At 59.8% G+C, this 18648-nt stretch carries 11 protein-coding genes; 7 read left to right on the top strand and 4 right to left on the bottom strand.

Features of this window, described 5'->3' with window-relative positions:
• Positions 1-105 precede the first annotated feature (105 nt).
• Positions 106-765 carry a YggS family pyridoxal phosphate-dependent enzyme gene (locus tag C934_RS0122990; RefSeq protein ID WP_018858941.1) on the top strand — a complete coding sequence of 220 codons (660 nt, stop codon included), beginning with the start codon at positions 106-108 and terminating at the stop codon, positions 763-765.
• 82 nt (positions 766-847) lie between these two features.
• Positions 848-2758 carry a propionyl-CoA synthetase gene (locus tag C934_RS0122985; RefSeq protein WP_018858940.1) on the top strand — a complete coding sequence of 637 codons (1911 nt, stop codon included), beginning with the start codon at positions 848-850 and terminating at the stop codon, positions 2756-2758.
• Positions 2759-2816: 58 nt separating this feature from the next.
• Here the strand turns inward: C934_RS0122985 and C934_RS0122980 are convergent, their stop codons facing one another.
• On the bottom strand, positions 2817-3515 hold the full coding sequence (locus C934_RS0122980; protein ID WP_018858939.1) for a DUF1013 domain-containing protein: 699 nt from the start codon (positions 3513-3515) through the stop codon (positions 2817-2819).
• Between the two features lie 228 nt (positions 3516-3743).
• Between C934_RS0122980 and acs the strand changes: the two genes are divergently transcribed.
• Positions 3744-5699: an acetate--CoA ligase gene (acs, locus tag C934_RS0122975; protein ID WP_018858938.1), complete on the top strand. Its 1956-nt coding sequence runs from the start codon at positions 3744-3746 to the stop codon at positions 5697-5699.
• A 525-nt stretch (positions 5700-6224) separates the two neighbouring features.
• Here acs and C934_RS0122970 read toward each other — a convergent pair.
• Positions 6225-6449: a DUF1674 domain-containing protein gene (locus tag C934_RS0122970; RefSeq protein WP_018858937.1), complete on the bottom strand. Its 225-nt coding sequence runs from the start codon at positions 6447-6449 to the stop codon at positions 6225-6227.
• Between the two features lie 123 nt (positions 6450-6572).
• Here C934_RS0122970 and htpX point away from each other — a divergent pair, with 123 nt between their 5' ends.
• The 4 genes from htpX (at position 6573) to purH (ending at position 12407) form a co-directional block, all read left to right on the top strand.
• Positions 6573-7535 (top strand): zinc metalloprotease HtpX, encoded by a 963-nt coding sequence (htpX, locus tag C934_RS0122965; protein WP_018858936.1) that lies wholly within the window; start codon positions 6573-6575, stop codon positions 7533-7535.
• Positions 7532-8920 carry an RsmB/NOP family class I SAM-dependent RNA methyltransferase gene (locus C934_RS0122960; RefSeq protein ID WP_026372014.1) on the top strand — a complete coding sequence of 463 codons (1389 nt, stop codon included), beginning with the start codon at positions 7532-7534 and terminating at the stop codon, positions 8918-8920. The genes htpX and C934_RS0122960 overlap by 4 nt, the downstream gene beginning before the upstream one ends.
• A gap of 110 nt (positions 8921-9030) precedes the next feature.
• Positions 9031-10695 (top strand): heparinase II/III family protein, encoded by a 1665-nt coding sequence (locus C934_RS0122955; RefSeq protein WP_026372013.1) that lies wholly within the window; start codon positions 9031-9033, stop codon positions 10693-10695.
• A gap of 95 nt (positions 10696-10790) precedes the next feature.
• Positions 10791-12407 (top strand): bifunctional phosphoribosylaminoimidazolecarboxamide formyltransferase/IMP cyclohydrolase, encoded by a 1617-nt coding sequence (purH, locus tag C934_RS0122950; protein ID WP_018858933.1) that lies wholly within the window; start codon positions 10791-10793, stop codon positions 12405-12407.
• A gap of 16 nt (positions 12408-12423) precedes the next feature.
• Here purH and C934_RS0122945 read toward each other — a convergent pair whose 3' ends face one another.
• Both C934_RS0122945 and C934_RS0122940 read right to left on the bottom strand, forming a co-directional pair.
• Positions 12424-13809 (bottom strand): MFS transporter, encoded by a 1386-nt coding sequence (locus C934_RS0122945; RefSeq protein WP_018858932.1) that lies wholly within the window; start codon positions 13807-13809, stop codon positions 12424-12426.
• A 30-nt stretch (positions 13810-13839) separates the two neighbouring features.
• Positions 13840-18615, bottom strand: coding sequence for an NAD-glutamate dehydrogenase (locus C934_RS0122940; RefSeq protein WP_018858931.1), 4776 nt, complete (start codon positions 18613-18615; stop codon positions 13840-13842).
• Positions 18616-18648: the final 33 nt, after the last annotated feature.

Here is an 18648-nt window from a genome sequence, read left to right as displayed (position 1 = left end):
GATCTCGGCCTGCCGGCCACTATTTCGGGCGCGTGGGCCTTGGCAAGCACAGCCGGGGCGTTTAGTGCATTGCCATCTTCTCATGCAGTCATGTCGAGGCGAGTGATGGAACTTGAAGAGCGATTGAACGACGTGCGCTCGCGTATCTCCGCGGCCGAGCAGCAGGGGAAACGGCCCGACGGTTCGGTTCAGCTTGTCGCCGTTTCAAAGACATTCGACGCAGACGCGATCCGCCCGGCGCTTCAGGCCGGGCAACGGATCTTCGGGGAAAACAGGGTTCAGGAAAGCCAGGGAAAGTGGCCTGAACTGAAATCCGAGACGTCAGGCATTGAACTTCATCTCATCGGCCCTCTGCAGTCGAACAAGGCGGCCGAGGCGGTCGCGCTGTTCGATGTCATCGAAACCATCGACCGGGAAAAGATCGCCCGTGTGCTCGCCGACGAAATGAAGCGTCAGGCGAAGACCCCTCGCCTCTATGTTCAGGTGAATACTGGGCTTGAGCCGCAGAAGGCAGGAATCGCCCCTGATGATACAGTAGCGTTTGTCGCTCTTTGCCGCGACGAACTCGGCCTCGCCATTGAAGGCCTGATGTGTATTCCGCCGGCGGACGAGAATCCGGGTCCGCATTTCGCGTTGCTCGCCAGGCTCGCCAAGGCTTGCGGCGTCGAGAAACTCTCGATGGGAATGTCCGGCGACTACGAAACCGCGATTGCCTTTGGCGCGACCAGCGTTCGCGTTGGCTCCGCGATCTTCGGTGCCCGCTGATACGCTCCTTTCGTCGGGCTTTCTCTCCTGCCATGCCTCTCCTAGATTGATAGGATAACTTGCGTGTCCTGGGGAGGAGCAGATGCAGGGAAGCTATCGCCAGACCTATTCCAGGTGGAAGGACGATCCGGAGGCTTTTTGGCGCGAGGCGGCGGCAGAAATCAGCTGGTTCAAACCGCCGGCGCAGACCTTTTCGCGAGAAGGTGGTCCATACGGCCGCTGGTTTGCCGGGGGCGAAACCAATACCTGCTACAATTGTCTCGATCGGCACGTTCTAGCGGGCCGTGGTGACGATACCGCCTTTATCTACGATAGCCCGATTAGCGGCACCAAGGCTGTGTTTAGCTATGGTGACGTCCTTGCCGAAGTCAGTGCCATTGCAGCAACGCTCCGGCAACGTGGAATCGCAAAGGGTGACCGCGTCATCATCTATATGCCGATGGTCCCGCAGGCAGTTTTCTCAATGCTTGCCTGCGCGCGCATCGGCGCGGTCCATTCCGTCGTGTTCGGTGGCTTTGCGGCAAATGAGCTCGCGGCCCGTATCGACGATTCGGGGGCGAAGCTCATCATCACGGCAAGTTGCGGGCTCGAGCCGGGACGGATCGTGCCCTACAAGCCCTTGGTCGATCAGGCGATTGCCATCGCGAAGTCGAAGCCGGCCCACTGCCTTGTCTTGCAGAGGCCGCAGCTTGCAGCTGATCTCACAGCCGGTCGCGACGAGGATTTCGACACTACTGTCGCGAGAAATCGTGGTGTGACCGTTGAGTGCATTCCCGTCAGTGCGACGGACGAACTCTACATTCTCTACACCTCAGGCACGACGGGCCAGCCGAAAGGGGTCGTGCGCGACAATGGCGGTCACATGGTAGCCCTCAATTGGTCGATGGCAAATATCTTCGGCATCAAGCAGGGCGAAGTGTTCTGGGCGGCTTCGGACATCGGGTGGGTCGTCGGCCATTCCTACATCGTTTATGCACCGCTGCTGGCAGGCGCGACCAGCGTGATATTCGAAGGAAAGCCAGTTGGTACACCGGATGCCGGCGTCTTCTGGCGCATCGCTTCAGAGCACGATGTCCGCATTCTCTTTACGGCGCCTACCGCTTTCCGGGCCATTCGTCGGGAGGATAGCGATGGTGTTCGCCTCAAGGCCTATCCGATGCCGAATTTTCGTGCCCTGTTCCTTGCGGGAGAGCGCGCAGATCCGGAAACGCTGAAGTGGGCAGAGCGCATGCTTGATGTACCCGTGATCGATCATTGGTGGCAAACGGAGACCGGATGGCCGATGGTGGCAAACCCGCTCGGCCTCGAAGCTCTGCCGGTGAAGCATGGCTCCCCTTCGATGCCTATGCCCGGGTATAGTATCCATGTTCTTGATGATGCCGGCCACGCGGTTGAGCCAGGGACGCTCGGTAATATCGTTGTCGAACTCCCCCTGCCGCCTGGCTGCCTACCCACGCTGTGGAACGCCGACGAGCGTTTCCACTCGGCCTATCTGGCCGAATTTCCCGGTTATTATAAAACGGCGGATGCCGGCTATATCGACGACGACGGCTATCTCTTCATCATGTCACGCACGGACGACATCATCAACTGCGCAGGCCACCGGCTGTCGACGGGAGCGATGGAGGAGGTTTGTGCCACGCATCCGGATGTTGCCGAATGCGCGGTGGTCGGAATCGCAGATCAGGTTAAGGGTCAGGTCCCTTGCGGCTTTCTCGTTCTGAAGAAGAATGTTTCACGGGAAACATCGGCCATTGAATCGGAGGTCGTGCAGCTGATCCGCGATGCGATTGGCCCGGTCGCTTCGTTCAAGACGGCGATAACCGTCGAGCGCCTCCCCAAGACGCGCTCCGGCAAGATCTTGCGCGGCACGATCCAGAAAATCGCCGACGGTGTGCCTTGGAAAATGCCGGCGACGATCGACGACCCCACTATTCTTGAGGAAATAGCCGAAGCCCTGCGCAAGCGTGGGTATGGTTCCCTGCCGATGTAGGTACAAAAAGAAAAGGCCCCGCTTACGCAGGGCCTTGTGGATCGATCACCGTAGGCAATCAATACTGGTCGTCTTCGTCCTCATCCTTCGGAGAGGATTTCAGCGACTTGAGCTTTGCGAAGACGGCATCGGCATCGATTTCCTTCTCCTCTTCGCGCTCATGGCGGGTCAGGCGCTCGGTTTCATGCGCCGACTCCAAGGTCGCTCCGAGTTCGGCCGCTGTCGGCAGCGGGCGTCCCTTTGCCGCCTTTTCGACTTCCATGTCGAGATCGATCTGGCTGCAAAGACCGAGTGTCACCGGATCCATCGGCGCGAGGTTAGCCGAGTTCCAGTGCGTACGCTCGCGAATCTGTTCGATTGTCGACTTCGTGGTGCCGACGAGGCGGGAAATCTGTGCGTCCTTCAATTCCGGATGATTGCGCACCAGCCAGAGAATGGCGTTCGGACGATCCTGGCGCTTGGAAACCGGCGTGTAGCGCGGGCCGCGGCGCTTGGATTCTGGCACGCGAACCTTCGGTTCCGAGAGCTTCAGCTTGTGCGCCGGGTTTTTTTCAGCGCGGGCGATTTCATCGCGCGAAAGCTGACCCGTTGCGATCGGATCGAGACCTTTGATGCCCTGTGCGGCTTCGCCGTCGGCAATTGCCTTCACTTCGAGCGGATGCAGTCTGCAGAATTGAGCGATCTGGTCGAATGACAGGGCTGTGTTGTCGACGAGCCAGATGGCAGTCGCCTTCGGCATGAGCAATTGTTGAGCCATGGATATAGTCCTTCTGTCGTCCGCGCCGGTGTCGCGGTCCGTGGATTGTCACCACTATGTCCGGGAAATATGGCGCTATATAACCGCAGTGATGCAGAATTGCAATTGATCACGAATGAAATGACCTTTGTCTAATTGCCGGGCAGATGTGAACTGCTATGAATGCCTATAGCCAGTCCGGGCTGCTTCGCTTTTTGGTCGCCCGGTGCCCGAGTGAGGAGGAGTTCCATGTCCGAAAAGATCTACCCGGTGCAAAAGCCGGTGAAGAACCATGCGCTTATCGATAAGGCCAAGTACGAGCAATGGTACGAGGAAAGCGTCGAGAACCCCGACAAGTTCTGGGGTAAACATGGCAAGCGGATCGATTGGTTCAAACCCTACACGAAGGTCAAGAACACGTCTTTCACTGGCCGAGTCTCGATCAAGTGGTTCGAGGACGGGCAGACGAACGTTTCGTACAACTGTATCGACCGGCACCTGAAGACCAACGGCAATCAGACGGCGATCATCTTCGAGGGCGACAATCCCTACGTCGACAAGAAGATCACCTATAACGAGCTCTACGAGCATGTTTGTCGCATGGCGAACGTCATGAAGAAGCATGGCGTCAAGAAGGGTGATCGTGTTACCATCTACATGCCGATGATACCCGAGGCTGCCTATGCAATGCTCGCCTGCGCGCGCATTGGTGCGGTCCATTCGGTGGTGTTCGGAGGGTTTTCTCCGGAGGCGCTGGCCGGCCGTATCGTCGATTGCGAATCCACCTTCGTGGTTACCTGCGATGAAGGGGTGCGCGGCGGCAAGCCGGTGCCGCTGAAGGACAATACAGACACGGCAATTCACATTGCCGCCCGTCAGCATGTCATCGTCGACAAGGTTCTCGTCGTACGGCGTACAGGCGGCAAGACCGGCTGGGCACCGGGTCGCGACCTCTGGTACCATCAGGAAATCGCCACGGTTAAACCGGAGTGCCCGCCGGTGAAGATGAAGGCGGAGGATCCGCTGTTCATCCTCTACACCTCGGGGTCTACCGGAAAGCCGAAGGGTGTGTTGCATACCACGGGCGGCTATCTCGTCTATGCAGCGATGACCCATGAATATGTGTTTGATTACCACCCCGGCGATATCTACTGGTGCACCGCCGACGTTGGATGGGTTACCGGACACTCCTACATCGTTTACGGTCCGCTTGCGAACTGCGCGACGACGCTAATGTTCGAAGGCGTGCCGAATTTTCCGGATCAGGGCCGATTCTGGGAAGTCATCGACAAGCACAAGGTCAACATCTTCTACACGGCACCGACGGCGATCCGGTCGCTGATGGGTGCCGGCGACCACTTCGTCACCCGCTCGTCGCGCTCCAGCCTACGCCTGCTCGGAACGGTTGGCGAGCCGATCAATCCGGAAGCGTGGGAATGGTACTACAATGTTGTCGGCGACAAGCGCTGCCCCGTCATCGATACCTGGTGGCAGACGGAAACCGGCGGCCACATGATCACGCCGCTGCCGGGCGCGACCGATCTGAAGCCGGGTTCGGCGACGACCCCGTTCTTCGGCGTGAAACCGCAGCTGGTCGACAACGAAGGCAATGTGCTTGAGGGTGCCGCCGACGGAAACCTCTGCATTACCGACAGCTGGCCGGGGCAGATGCGTACCGTCTATGGCGACCACGAGCGCTTCATCCAGACGTACTTCTCGACCTACAAGGGCAAGTATTTCACCGGCGATGGCTGCCGACGGGATGAGGACGGCTACTACTGGATCACCGGTCGCGTTGACGACGTGCTGAACGTTTCGGGCCACCGCCTGGGTACCGCCGAGGTCGAGTCCGCACTCGTTTCGCATAATCTTGTCTCGGAGGCTGCTGTCGTCGGCTATCCGCACCCGATCAAGGGTCAGGGCATTTATTGCTACGTCACCCTGATGGCCGGCAATGAGGGTTCGGATGATCTGCGCCAACAGCTCGTCAAGCATGTTCGCGGCGAGATTGGCCCAATCGCTGCACCTGACAAGATCCAGTTTGCACCGGGTCTTCCGAAGACCCGGTCCGGCAAGATCATGCGCCGCATCCTGCGCAAAATCGCCGAGGACGATTTCGGCTCTCTGGGCGACACCTCGACGCTTGCCGATCCGGCGGTTGTCGACGACCTGATCGCGAACCGCCAGAACAAGGCGACTGCCTAAGCAAAAGCCGCTCCGAGCGATCGGGGCGGCTTCACTTCTCTACGGGCAGGTTTCTCGTGGCTTTCGGCCGCCGTTAAAGGCCCGGACAATCCCTTCCTCCAAGAGGTCCTGAGCCGGATTCCTGCCATCCGAAAGGGTTATATTTCGAGGATGCGACCGAAATACTTGTCGCCTGCGATCTACGTAAGCTGGATCTCGGAGGATCCGGATGTAAGGCTTTCCAGGGCGTGACGGGCGTCGATTCCCGCTCCTTACGTCAGCGCAGCTCGAGTGCATCTCGGGCGCGTCGATCCCGCGAATACGGACATTGACTTCCATTGTCTGCTGCGGCCAAGGGCGCGCTTCGACCAGCAGTGTGTCTCCATCGATCACTCTCAGGATTTCGGCTGATACTGGCCCTTCAATTTCGTCGCGCGCCGCGGCGTTTACCGCAGTCACAAGAAGGGTCAGCGCAACAAACGAAGCAATCTCTCTCACGAAAGGAATAAATTCCGATCACGAGCGAAAGTCAATAGGAATATTTACTTAGAAATCGATGGCCCTGCCGTTGATTTCCCAGTCTCCGAAGCGGGAAGGATCAGCGCCGCCGCGGCCACCTATCTCTGTTGGCATTTCTACCGGCTTTTCGTTTCGGCGCCGCTCTTCGGCCTCGGCGAGCGCACGCTTGGCGGCTGGCGAGAGCAACTTGCGTGGCGCCTCGGCGGCTTCAGTCGCCAGGGTTTCATTGTTGTCGTTGTCCGCTGCCTGCATCACGCGATTCCGCCCGAAATATATTGAAAATGGCTGGTGAATGACCAAATCATAGAGCGCCGGCGCCTCAATTGAAACCCTCCGGTTTTGCGCGGCCCGCTTAGGGGTGTTTTGGAGATAGCAATGAACCTCGTCCGTACAGCCATGTTGCTTGCCTTCATGACCGCATTGTTCATGGCCGTCGGCTTTCTGATCGGCGGGCGGAGCGGCATGATGATCGCGTTCGTGATCGCCGCTGGGATGAACTTCTTTTCCTACTGGAATTCGGACCGCATGGTGCTGTCGGCCTATCGCGCGCAGGAGGTTGACGAGCGTAATGCGCCCGAGTTCTTCGCGATCGTCAGGGATCTGACGCGCAATGCTGGCCTGCCGATGCCGAAGGTGTACCTCTACGACAGTCCGCAACCAAATGCCTTCGCGACTGGTCGCAATCCCGAGAACGCTGCTGTTGCCGCGTCCACCGGCTTACTGAGCGCACTGACGCCGGAAGAGGTCGCGGGCGTCATGGCCCATGAGTTGGCTCACGTGCAAAATCGCGACACCCTGACGATGACGATTACGGCGACCCTCGCCGGTGCAATCTCAATGCTGGGCAATTTTGCTTTCTTCTTCGGCGGCAACCGGGGAAACAACAACAATCCCCTGGGTTTCATCGGGGTATTGCTGGCGATGATCGTCGCGCCGCTTGCCGCGATGATGGTTCAGATGGCCATCAGCCGGACGCGCGAATATTCCGCCGACCGCCGAGGCGCGGAAATCTGCGGCAATCCTCTTTGGCTGGCTTCGGCACTGGGCAAGATTGCACGTAGCGCCTCGCACGTGCCGAATTACGATGCCGAGCGAAACCCGGCAACTGCCCACATGTTCATCATCAATCCGCTGACCGGTGCTGGCGTGGACAACCTGTTCTCAACGCACCCGAACACGGAAAACAGGATTGCGGCGCTGCAGGAAATGGCGCGCGGCGGCATGAATGGCTCGACGGCGCCGGCGCGCGCTGCTAATCCGATGCGCAAATCGCGCTCGGTTCCGAATACCGGTCTTGATCGCGGTGGTTCACAACCGCCGAAAGGTCCGTGGTCTTGAATTCAGACGGCAAGAAAAAACCATTTCGAAAACCAAAGTCGTCCAATCCGGGCGTTGTGGCTGGTCCGGCAAAGCCCGGATTCCAGGTTCGTGCCGCCGCCGCAAAGATCCTGGCAGCGGTCGTGGACCGTAAGCTTTCGCTGGACGGCGCCTTGGACAATGAACACGGCAATCCGGCCTATAAGGCGCTCAACGAGGGTGACCGCGCCCTCGTCCGCGCCATTCTGAATACAACGCTTCGGCATTTGCCGCGCATCGACGCCGCGATCTCCCGCCTGCTTGAATCGCCGCTTCCCGAAGGTGCGCGAGCGCTGCACCATGTTCTTGCGATTGCCGCAGCGCAGATCCTCTACCTTGATGTTCCGGATCATGCTGCGGTCGACCTGGCAGTCGAGCAATCAAATCAGGACCCGCGCAATCGTCGCTTTGCAAAGCTGGTGAACGCCGTTCTGCGCCGACTTGGACGCGAGAAGGACCAAATCCTTGCTGAGATCGCGACCATTCCGGTGATGCCGGAATGGTTTCTTCAAAGGCTCGAAAAGGCTTACGGCAAGGAAAGGGCGCAATCGATATCTGAATCGCAGCTCGAGCCGGCAGCGATCGATCTTACCGTCAAAGCTGATGCGCAGCGCTGGGCGGAACGTTTGGGTGGTTTCGCGCTGCCGACGGGTGGTGTGCGTCTGGCTGCCTTCGAGGGCAGCATCCCCTCACTCGAGGGATTTTCGGAAGGCGACTGGTGGGTCCAGGACGCGGCCGCCAGCATCCCAGCTCAGCTCTTTGGTGATTTGACAGGAAAGCGAGTTGCCGATCTATGTGCGGCGCCCGGCGGAAAGACTGCCCAACTGGTTCTCGCCGGTGGTGACGTTACTGCGGTTGAGCAGTCTGAAAACCGCATCAAGCGTTTGCGCGCGAACCTCGATCGGCTTGGACTGAAAGCCGAGACAGTCGCCAGCGACCTGACGAAATATGAGCCTGCAGAGCTGTTCGATGCGATCCTGCTGGATGCGCCCTGCTCATCGACGGGAACGACGCGCCGGCATCCGGATGTTCTCTGGGCCAAGGGGCCGGAAGATATAGCGAAGCTTGCTGCGCTTCAGGAGCGGCTGCTGCGCCATGCGATCACTTTGCTGAAGCCGGATGGCACGATCGTCTTTTCCAATTGTTCCCTTGATCCCGCCGAAGGCGAAGACGTCGTGGCTCGCGTCCTTTCGGATACGCCTTCAGTCGAGCGAGCGGCCGTTGATCCTGAGCGCTGGCCCGGGCTCGAAGCAGCAATCAGCGCGCTTGGCGAATTCCGCACGACACCAGACATGCTGGAGGTTCCCGCTGGTTTTGCGGGCGGTCTTGACGGTTTCTACGCTGTCGTGATGCGCCGTGTTGCTTGATCGCAGGGCAACTGGCATAGTTGAGCACCTGTCATAATTTGATACGCAAGTGTCACGGATTCCGGGCTTATTCACTTATTCTTAACGACGCGGGTCAATAGACAATAAACATGTGGTCCGGGTTCTCGACTCTTTATGTGAGAGAGGCTTGGCGGCGCACGCTGTGCCGCGGAGCAATCATGCGGTTGCGTCTCTTCCGCCACACGACCCACGCCCCCGAGCGCCTGATTGTGGCCCCCACCGATCTGCGTGCGGTTGATCCGCATGTCGCTGAAGAGATTTTGAACGGTCGCTTCCCGCTTGCCGGGCGGCTTCTCGAAACCGGTGGCAAGTCGCCCTTCAATTTCAGCCTTCCGTCCCGTTCCTTCGCACTGCGGCTTCATGGCTTCGGTTGGCTTCGCCATATGCGGACCAAGAAAAGCGACCTTCACTCGAGCGTTGCCCGCTCCATTGTCAACGACTGGCTGTCGCTGCATGGCGGCCGCATCGAGGGCATCGCCTGGGAAATCAATGTGACGGCGCAGCGCGTTATTTCCTGGCTCTCGCATTCGCCTGTGGTTCTTCACAATGCCGACCGCGGCTTCTATCGCCGCTTCTTGCGGTCGCTTGCCTTTCAGGTCCGGTTCCTGCGGCGAATGGCCAAGTACGCGCCGCCGGGGGAGGTTCGCTTTCGGCTGCGGATTGCCCTCGCGATGGCCTCGATTGCAATGCCGACGCGCGCAGGCGCGTTGCGGCGCGCTGCCGAAGCATTGGATCAGGAGTTCGATAGCCAGATCCTGCCTGACGGCGGTCATGTCTCGCGCAATCCCCGGGTAGGGCTGGAACTGCTTCTTGATCTCCTCCCGTTGCGGCAAACCTACGTTAATCTCGGGCACGATCTGCCGCAGAAGTTGATCTCGGGCATCGACCGCATGTACCCAGCCCTGCGCTTCTTCAGGCATCAGGACGGCGATCTCGCCCTTTTCAACGGCGCGACGTCGACCCTTGCGACAGAGTTGATGTCCTTGCTGCGATATGACGAGACGGCGGGAGATCCCTTCAAGGCGATGCCCCATTCGCGCTATCAGCGGCTGGCAGCGGGGAAAACGGTGGTCATTGCCGATACCGGATTACCGCCCACCGGAAGTCTGTCCCGCACGGCCCATGCCGGTTGCCTGTCATTCGAGATGTCGTCTGGACGCCATCGCTTTATCGTCAATTCCGGATCGCCGAAATTTGCCGGCCGGCGTTACGTGCAGATTGCTCGAACGACTGCCGCCCATACCACGGTGACCGTCAACGACACCTCGTCCAGCCGCTTCGCCCCGTCCGACTTCATTGCGAATGTGATTACAGACGGCGTGAAGACCGTGAATGTCGATCGCGCGCTCGCCGATGACGGCCGCGACGTGATCAAGGCGAGCCACGATGGCTACCTCAATGCCTTTGGCGTCCTGCATGAGCGCGAGCTGACCCTGAACGCCACAGGGCTGATCGTGACCGGCTGTGATCGGCTGGTCGCGCCGGAGGGCAAGGTCGATGAGGCAGTGCGGGCCGTGGCGCGCTTTCACGCCCACCCCTCCATCAACCTGAAGCAAATCGACAAAGAGTCGATCATGATGACGGCGCCCGACGGAGAAACATGGCTGTTCTCCTCGCCTGGCAACGAAGTGCTGATCGGCGAGGACGTCTTCTTTGCCGATGCCTCGGGCATTTGCGGATCCGATCAGATCGAGATCGGCCTCTCCTACCCCGACAGGCCGGAAATACGCTGGTTTTTATCGCGCAAGAGCTAGCGGCTGTTTCCGCGGGCGCAAAGCTGTGCTAACGCGGCCCCATCATCCGCTTATCCCTCGCTGGATATCTCCTGAAGACCAAACGGAGAAGCCTCATGGCCGTTGTTTCCAAGAAAATCCCTGCACCCGACAAAGTCAGCATCAAGACCGCGTTGCTTTCCGTATCCGACAAGACCGGTATCGTCGAACTCGCGCGCGCGCTTGACGACAAGGGCATCCGCCTTCTCTCAACTGGTGGCACTCACAAGGCAATTGCAGCGGCCGGGCTCGCGGTGACCGACGTTTCCGATGTCACAGGTTTTCCGGAGATCATGGATGGTCGCGTCAAGACCTTGCATCCCAAGGTGCATGGCGGCCTGCTTGCTATCCGTGACGATGCTGATCATCAAGCGGCGATGAAGGCGCACGGTATCGAGGGCATCGACCTCGTGGTCATCAATCTTTATCCATTCGAGGATGTCCGTGCCGCCGGCGGCGACTATCCGACGACCGTCGAAAACATCGACATTGGCGGTCCTGCGATGATCCGCGCATCGGCCAAGAACCACGCTTACGTGACGATCCTGACCGATCCGGCGGACTATCCAGAACTGCTCGAGCAGCTTGCCTCGGACGCCGGACAGACCGCTTATGCGTTCCGCCGGCGGTTGGCCGCCAAAGCTTTCGCCCGGACCGCCGCTTACGACGCCATGATCTCCAACTGGTTTGCCGAGGTTCTTTCGATCGACACCCCGCGCCATCGCGTCATTGGCGGTGTGCTCAAGGAAGAGATGCGCTATGGCGAGAATCCGCACCAGAAGGCGGCGTTCTATGTTACGGGCGAGCGCCGCCCCGGCGTTGCCACGGCGTCACTGCTTCAGGGCAAGCAGCTCTCCTACAACAACATCAACGACACCGATGCGGCCTATGAACTCGTTGCCGAGTTCCTGCCGGAGAAGTCGGCGGCCTGCGCGATCATCAAGCACGCCAATCCCTGCGGCGTGGCGACGGGTTCCAACCTGCTCGACGCCTACAAGCGCGCGCTTGCCTGCGATTCCGTTTCTGCTTTCGGGGGAATCATCGCGCTCAACCAGACGCTTGACGCCCAAACCGCCGAGGAGATCATCAAGCTCTTTACCGAAGTCATCATCGCGCCCGACGTGACTGAAGAGGCGAAAGCCATCGTCGCGCGCAAGGCAAACCTCCGGCTTCTGACCGCAGGCGGCCTGCCGGATCCGCGGTCTTCAGGCCTGACGGCGAAAACCGTCTCAGGCGGCCTGCTTGTGCAGAGCCGCGACAACGGCATGGTCGAGGATCTGGAGCTGAAGGTTGTTACCAAGCGTGCACCGACCCAGCAGGAACTCGAAGACATGAAATTTGCCTTCAAGGTTGCCAAGCACGTCAAGTCGAACGCCGTGGTCTATGCGAAGGACGGCCAGACGGCTGGCATCGGCGCGGGCCAGATGAGCCGCGTCGATTCTGCGCGGATTGCTGGCTTGAAGGCCGAGGAAGCGGCCAGGGCGCTCGGTCTCGCAGAGCCGTTGACGCGCGGTTCGGCTGTTGCCTCGGAGGCATTCCTGCCCTTCGCCGATGGCTTGCTGTCGATGATCGCAGCCGGCGCGACGGCTGTTATCCAGCCGGGCGGATCGATGCGTGACCAGGAAGTGATCGACGCTGCTAACGAGCACAATGTCGCGATGGTCTTTACCGGTATGCGGCACTTCCGCCACTGACCTGTAGCCTCTGCCGTTACGCCCTGTCCGCGGGATAGGGCGTACGGACAAGCAGGATCAGTCCCGCCGCCAGGAAGAGCACCAAGGTTGCCATTCCAAGCCGCGACGAGCCAGTCGTGAAGGTCACGATGGAAAAAAACAGCGTTGCCATGAAGCTGGTGGCGCGCCCCGAAAGCGCATAAATGCCAAAATAGCGGCCGGCCTCGTTCAGGCTCACGCTTCGGGCGAGGTAGGAGCGCGACGACGCCTGCACCGGACCGAAGGCAAGGCCGACCAGCAGACCATAGGCAACATATGCCTTCTCCGCTGCCGTACCGAAGAGGCCGCCGGAATCTGCAGTTGGCAGCGCAAGAAAGCCAAAGAGCGTGTATCCCGGCCATGTCGACACGATGCCGATGGTGGCAAGCAACAGCATCGCCAGACTGATTACGATCGTCGATTTGGAGCCGATGCGCCGATCGACCCTGCCCGCAATGAAGCAGCCGAAGATCGCAACGACATTGAGTATGATCCCATAGATTCCGATCTCGACCGTTGCCCATCCAAACATACCGGCGGCAAAGGCACCACCGAGTATCAGCAGTCCGTTGACGCCGTCCTGATAGATCATGCGGGCGATCAGAAAACGAACGATGCCACGACGACGCTTGAGCTCGCCAAGCGTGCTTTTCAGCTCCGTAAGGCCGGTGCGCACAGCGGCGCCAAACGAAAGGCCCTTGCTGACATCAGGCGTGAGAAAGAACATCGGAAGAATAAAGATCAGGTACCAGATGGCCGAGATCGGCCCGGTGATGCGGGCATCTTCGCCCTGGTGCGGATCGAGGCCGAACAAGGGCTCAAGACCAAGAATTGTCTTCCCTGATTGGGGGCTTCCCGCAAGCAGGACCACGACCGCGATCAGGACGATCATCCCCCCGAGATAACCGAGGCCCCAGGCCGTATTCGACAGTTTGCCGACCTCTTCCTTGCCGACGAGCCGCGGCATCATGGAATCGTTGAAGACGATGGAGAACTCGGCGGCGACCGAAGCCAGGATCATGAATGTCATGGGGTAGATCAGAGGCGAACCGGGTGCGGCGAACCAGAGACCGAAGAGACTCGCAATCTTGATGACGGCGAAGAAGGCGATCCACGGCTTTCGCGCGCCGGACTGATCTGCGATCGACCCCAGGACAGGCGACAAGATGGCAATGATCACCGAGGAGATCGTCGCCATGTTGCTCCACATCGTCTGGGCCGATACCGGATCGTCTGTCAGACGCGACACGAAGTAAGGGCCGAAAATGAAGGTCGTCACAACAGTGAAGAACGGCTGAGCTGCCCAGTCGAAGAGCATCCAGCCCCAGATGCCCTTCTCCGATGCTCTAGCCGGCTGAGTTCCCGTCCAGTCGATGCGATTCACAGTCCGCTCCTGATTTCGAGCGGAACTGTCTCACCTCGCTCCGTCTCGCGCAAGGTCAGTCAACAGGCCTGCAGCCACGGTAATCCGGGCAAGGTTCGGATCGCCGCTGTCACTCAACCCCGACAATTCCTCGGCAATCCGGTTGATCCTGATGCGATCGCCGGCGTGCCAGGCCTGGACGGGAAGCTTGTCCTTCCCATGGTTTGCAAGCGCCGAAATCACGATATCGCGCCTCGCGCTTGCGATCTGGTCGATGCTGCGCGCCAACGCCAGATTTTCGTAGTGGTCGGCCGTGACGATGCGAGATCCGGCGGCGAGCAACCGTCCGATCCGGAATGTCTGGGAGACGGCGAAATAGCTTTCCGCAGCACGCGCCAGCGGCTCGCCCGTGCGTTCGGCGATCTGCATGATCTCGGGTACCAGCGCAAAGCCGAGTAGCCCCGAAATCTCGGCGGCCAGCTTATCCGGCACGCCAGCCTCGCGATACTCCTGCTGACGTGCCTCAAGCTCGGGCACTGTCTGGTTGGCGAATATCGGCTTGAGCTTCTTCAGGGCTGCCTGAAGCCTCTCAATAGTGGTGGCGATATCGCCCTTGGCCATCTGTGTCTTCAGAAGGAGGCGCGTCAGGACGGTGAAGGTGTGGCTGATCTCCTCGTAGATGCGGTTCTGCATCTGGCCGCCAATCCTGCCGTCCAACGCATCCGTGTCCGTCCAAAGGCGTCCGAGATCGAAGCCATCACGGGCAATGATTGCCGCCCGAACGACCTCCGGCGCGGATGCCGCCGTGGCATCCATCATACTGACGGCGAAGCCGGGGCCGCCGCGGTTAATGGCTTCGTTGGCGAGCACCGTGGCAATGATCTCCCGTTTCAGACGATGGGCGTCGATATCGGACGCGTTCGTCTTGCGCATCTTCGCAGGGAAGTAATTGGAAAGCGTTGCGGCGAAATAGGGATCATCAGGCAAATCGCTGGCCGCCAAAGCGTCAAACAAGACGATCTTGGCATAGGAAAGCAGGACGCCGATCTCGGGTCTCGTCAGTGGCCTGCCTGCTGCATAGCGCTCGGCAAGGACGGTGTCGTCGGGTAGCGTCTCGACCTTCCGGTTCAACTGCTTGGCGCCTTCGAGCACCGTCATGAGCCGGGCAAGTTCCAGCCCGTTGGCTGTACCCTTACGCTCGGTCAGCGAAATCGCCAGAGACTGCAGATAGTTGTTCCGGAGCACAAGCTTGCCGACCTCGTCGGTCATTGACGACAGCAGCTGGTCGCGCTTCGCCCGTGTGAGACGGTTATCGTGCATTGCCGCGGCAAGAGCGATCTTGATGTTGACCTCGACGTCCGACGTGTTGACGCCGGCCGAATTGTCGATTGCGTCGGAATTGCAGCGCCCGCCTCTCAGGCCATAGGCGATACGTCCCTTCTGCGTGACGCCAAGATTCGCGCCCTCGCCGATCACCTTGGCGCGCACGTCTTCCGCCGCGACACGAATAGGGTCATTGGCGCGATCGCCGACCTCGGCGTCTGTTTCAGACGGCGCTTTGACGTAGGTGCCGATACCGCCGAACCACAGCAAATCGACGGGGCTCTTCAGAATGGCAGTCATGATTTCGAAAGGCGTCGCAACGGCCTTGTCTATACCGATTGCGGCTACTGCCTCCGGCGTCAGCGTCACGGACTTCGCAGATCGCGAAATGACCATGCCGCCTTTCGAAAGGACCCCCTTGTCGAAATCCTGCCAGCTCGATCGGGCCAGATTGAAAAGCCGCCGGCGCTCGGTAAGCGTCTTTTCCATATTCGGGTCGGGGTCGATGAAAATATCACGATGGTCGAAAGCGGCGACCAGCCGGATTTTTGGCGACAGCAACATGCCGTTGCCGAACACATCGCCGGACATGTCGCCGACGCCCGCAACGGTGAACGGCGTGGTCTGGATGTCGATGTCCATTTCGCGGAAGTGGCGCTTCACGGTTTGCCAAGCACCACGGGCGGTGATGCCCATCTTCTTGTGATCGTAGCCAGCCGAGCCACCCGAGGCGAAGGCATCGTCCAGCCAGAAGCCGGCCTCCTGGGCGAGCGCGTTGGCGGTATCCGAGAATGTGGCCGTCCCCTTGTCGGCGGCCACGACAAAATAGGGATCGTCGCCGTCAAGCCTTACCGTGTCCTTCGGCGGCACGATATCGGCGCCACTGATGTTGTCGGTGATCGACAGCAGCGTGCGGATATAGGTTTTGTAGGCTTCGCGGCCGGCGTTGAAGATCTCGTCCCGGTTACCGCCGATCGGGAGCTTCTTCGGATAGAAGCCGCCCTTTGCGCCGACTGGCACGATGACGGCGTTCTTGACCTGCTGTGCCTTCACGAGCCCGAGGACTTCGGTGCGATAATCTTCCGCACGATCGGACCAACGCAAGCCACCGCGCGCCACCTTGCCGAACCGCAGGTGCACGCCTTCGACTTCGACACCATAGACGAACATCTCGCGGAATGGTCGGGGTTCCGGCAACCCGTCGACCAGATTGGGATCAAGCTTGAAGGCCAGCATCGCTTTCGGCGAGCCGTCCGGATTGCGCTGGAAGTAGTTGGTTCTCAGGGTTGCGTCCACGACGTTGACGTAGCGCCGCAGGATCCGATCGTCATCGAGGCTCGGCACGTCGGAGAGTGCTGCTTCGATCTTTTCGTGCTGTTCGCTTGCCTTCTTCATCCGCGCCTTGTCGGTGATCTTGGGATCAAGCGTGTCGTGGAACAGCCGAAAGATCATCGCCGCGATTGCCGGGTATTTATCGAGCGTCGTTGCAATATAGTCGAGCGAATAAGGGATGCCGGCCTGGCGCAGATAGCGTGCGTAGGCGCGAAGAACGCTGGTTTCGCGTGCGGTCAGGCCCGCCGAGACGATCAGCCGGTTGAAGGTGTCATTGTCAATCAGCCCGCCGAACGCTGCAAGGAAGGCTTCTTCCAAGGTTGCTCCGTGGCGGTGAAGGTCGATCTCGATACCGCCTCGGGCCTCGAGCTCCATGTCGTGCAGCACGACCAGCTTTTCCGAGCCGCCGGGTAGGGTGACATCAATATCGAATGTTCCTTCGCTGATGACATTAAAGCCGAGGTTTTCAAGCAATGGCACGCGGCGGGACAAAGCGAGCTGGCCGCCGGAATGGAAAATCTTCAGGCACAGCAGTTCGATCCCATCCTTTTCCCGCGTGTAGAACGCAATACGGATTGGTTCGCCAGCCGCGCAGGCGGCGATGTCCTCGAGATCATAGTAGGTCTCTTCCGGCGGGAAGAGATCCTGGAAGGCATGGCTTACCTGCAGGCGCGGCGCCTTCGGTCCGGCAAGCGCCTCGAAGCGGTCATCCCAGCGCGCGGTGATCGCGCGGATGGCCTCCTCCAGCTTTGCCTGTGGCACGCGTGGGGTTTTGCCTCCGGACCGACCGATGATAAAATGGACGCGCGCAACTCCGCCTTCGGGGAAGGCCGGGTAGTAGGCCGAGACACGGCCGTCATAGACGGTCTTCAGATAGGCTCCGATCTTCTCACGCACGATCGAATCGTACTCTTCGCGCGGCACATAGACGATCACGGAAACGAAACGATCGAAGTGATCGATGCGCGGCAGCGCCCGCACGCGCGGCCGATCGGCGAGATCATTGATCTGTTCGGCAAAGCTCGCCAGAAGCGTCGTATCGATCTGGAAGAGGTCGTCGCGCGGATAGGATTCCAGCGTGTTGTCCAGCATGCGGCCGGAGTGGCTCATGGGGTCAAAGCCGAAATGTTCCTTCACTCGTTCGATCTTGGAGCGGAGCAACGGGATATCGCTGGCGAGCGACGTGTAGGCAGTGGAGGTGAAGAGACCGACGATGCGCAACTCGCCGGTCACATTCCCGTTGGTATCGAAGCGCTTGACACCGACATAGTCCATATAGGCGCGGCGATGGACAATCGACTTGACGTTGGCCTTAGTGACGATCAGGAAATCCGGACCATCGAGGAATGCCAGAATTTCAGGCGTGGTCGTAACGGCGTCCCTGCCGGTGCGCAGAACGAGTACGTCTGGGTTGGAGAGAATGCCGAGACCGGTGCCCTTGTCGCGCTCAACCTTCGCGCTCGCGCCCTTTCCGGAATAGACATATTCGCGCATTCCGAGGAAGGTGAAGTTCGCGTCGCGCAGCCACGTCAGGAAGGCAAGCGCTTCATCCCTTTCCGCTTTCCGGCGGCTGGCATTGTAAGCGGAAAGCTCATCGATCACGGTTCCGAGCTTGTCCAGCATGGGCCTCCAGTCGGAAACCGTCACGCGCACCTGCTCGACCACCGTCTTTATCCGCTTGACGAGGTCTGCGGCCTGGGCTGTCGTTAGAGGGGCAAGATGCAGCTGGATATGGCTGACGCGATTGGCCGGCTCGCTCGGGAGATCGGCGGAGTAAAGTTCCGGCGCCTTGCCATCCTCCATCACCAGGATCGGATGCACGGCCATGTAGAGGTCGCGATAGCTGCTGGTAACTTCGCCCATTACCGATTCATACAGGAACGGCATGTTGTGGTCGGTGACCGTGAGAACGGATACGGCAACGCCGTCGGGCTCCACATCGGCGATGGTCTCGATGGTGATCCGTGCCGAATTGCTGCCCCAGGCCGCGAGCTCCTTGGCGGAATGGATGGCCGAAAGCGCCAGCATCTCCGGTGTGTAGCGTTCCAGGTCGTCGCCGCTGGCGCGACCGAACAGGAACTCGGGATTGAGGTAGGCTTCCCCCGTTGCCGTCGCGATCTTGGTCGCGCTCTCCAGTTGTTTTTCGCGCTTCGGATTGTTTCGGCCAGCCATCGCAGATACTCCTCATCTCCTCGATTTGGCGCA

It is taken from the genome of Rhizobium sp. 42MFCr.1, assembly GCF_000377185.1.
GTDB lineage: Bacteria > Pseudomonadota > Alphaproteobacteria > Rhizobiales > Rhizobiaceae > Rhizobium > Rhizobium altiplani.
Note: the sequence above shows the minus strand (reverse complement) of the source record. Positions and strands in the feature narration are given on the sequence as shown.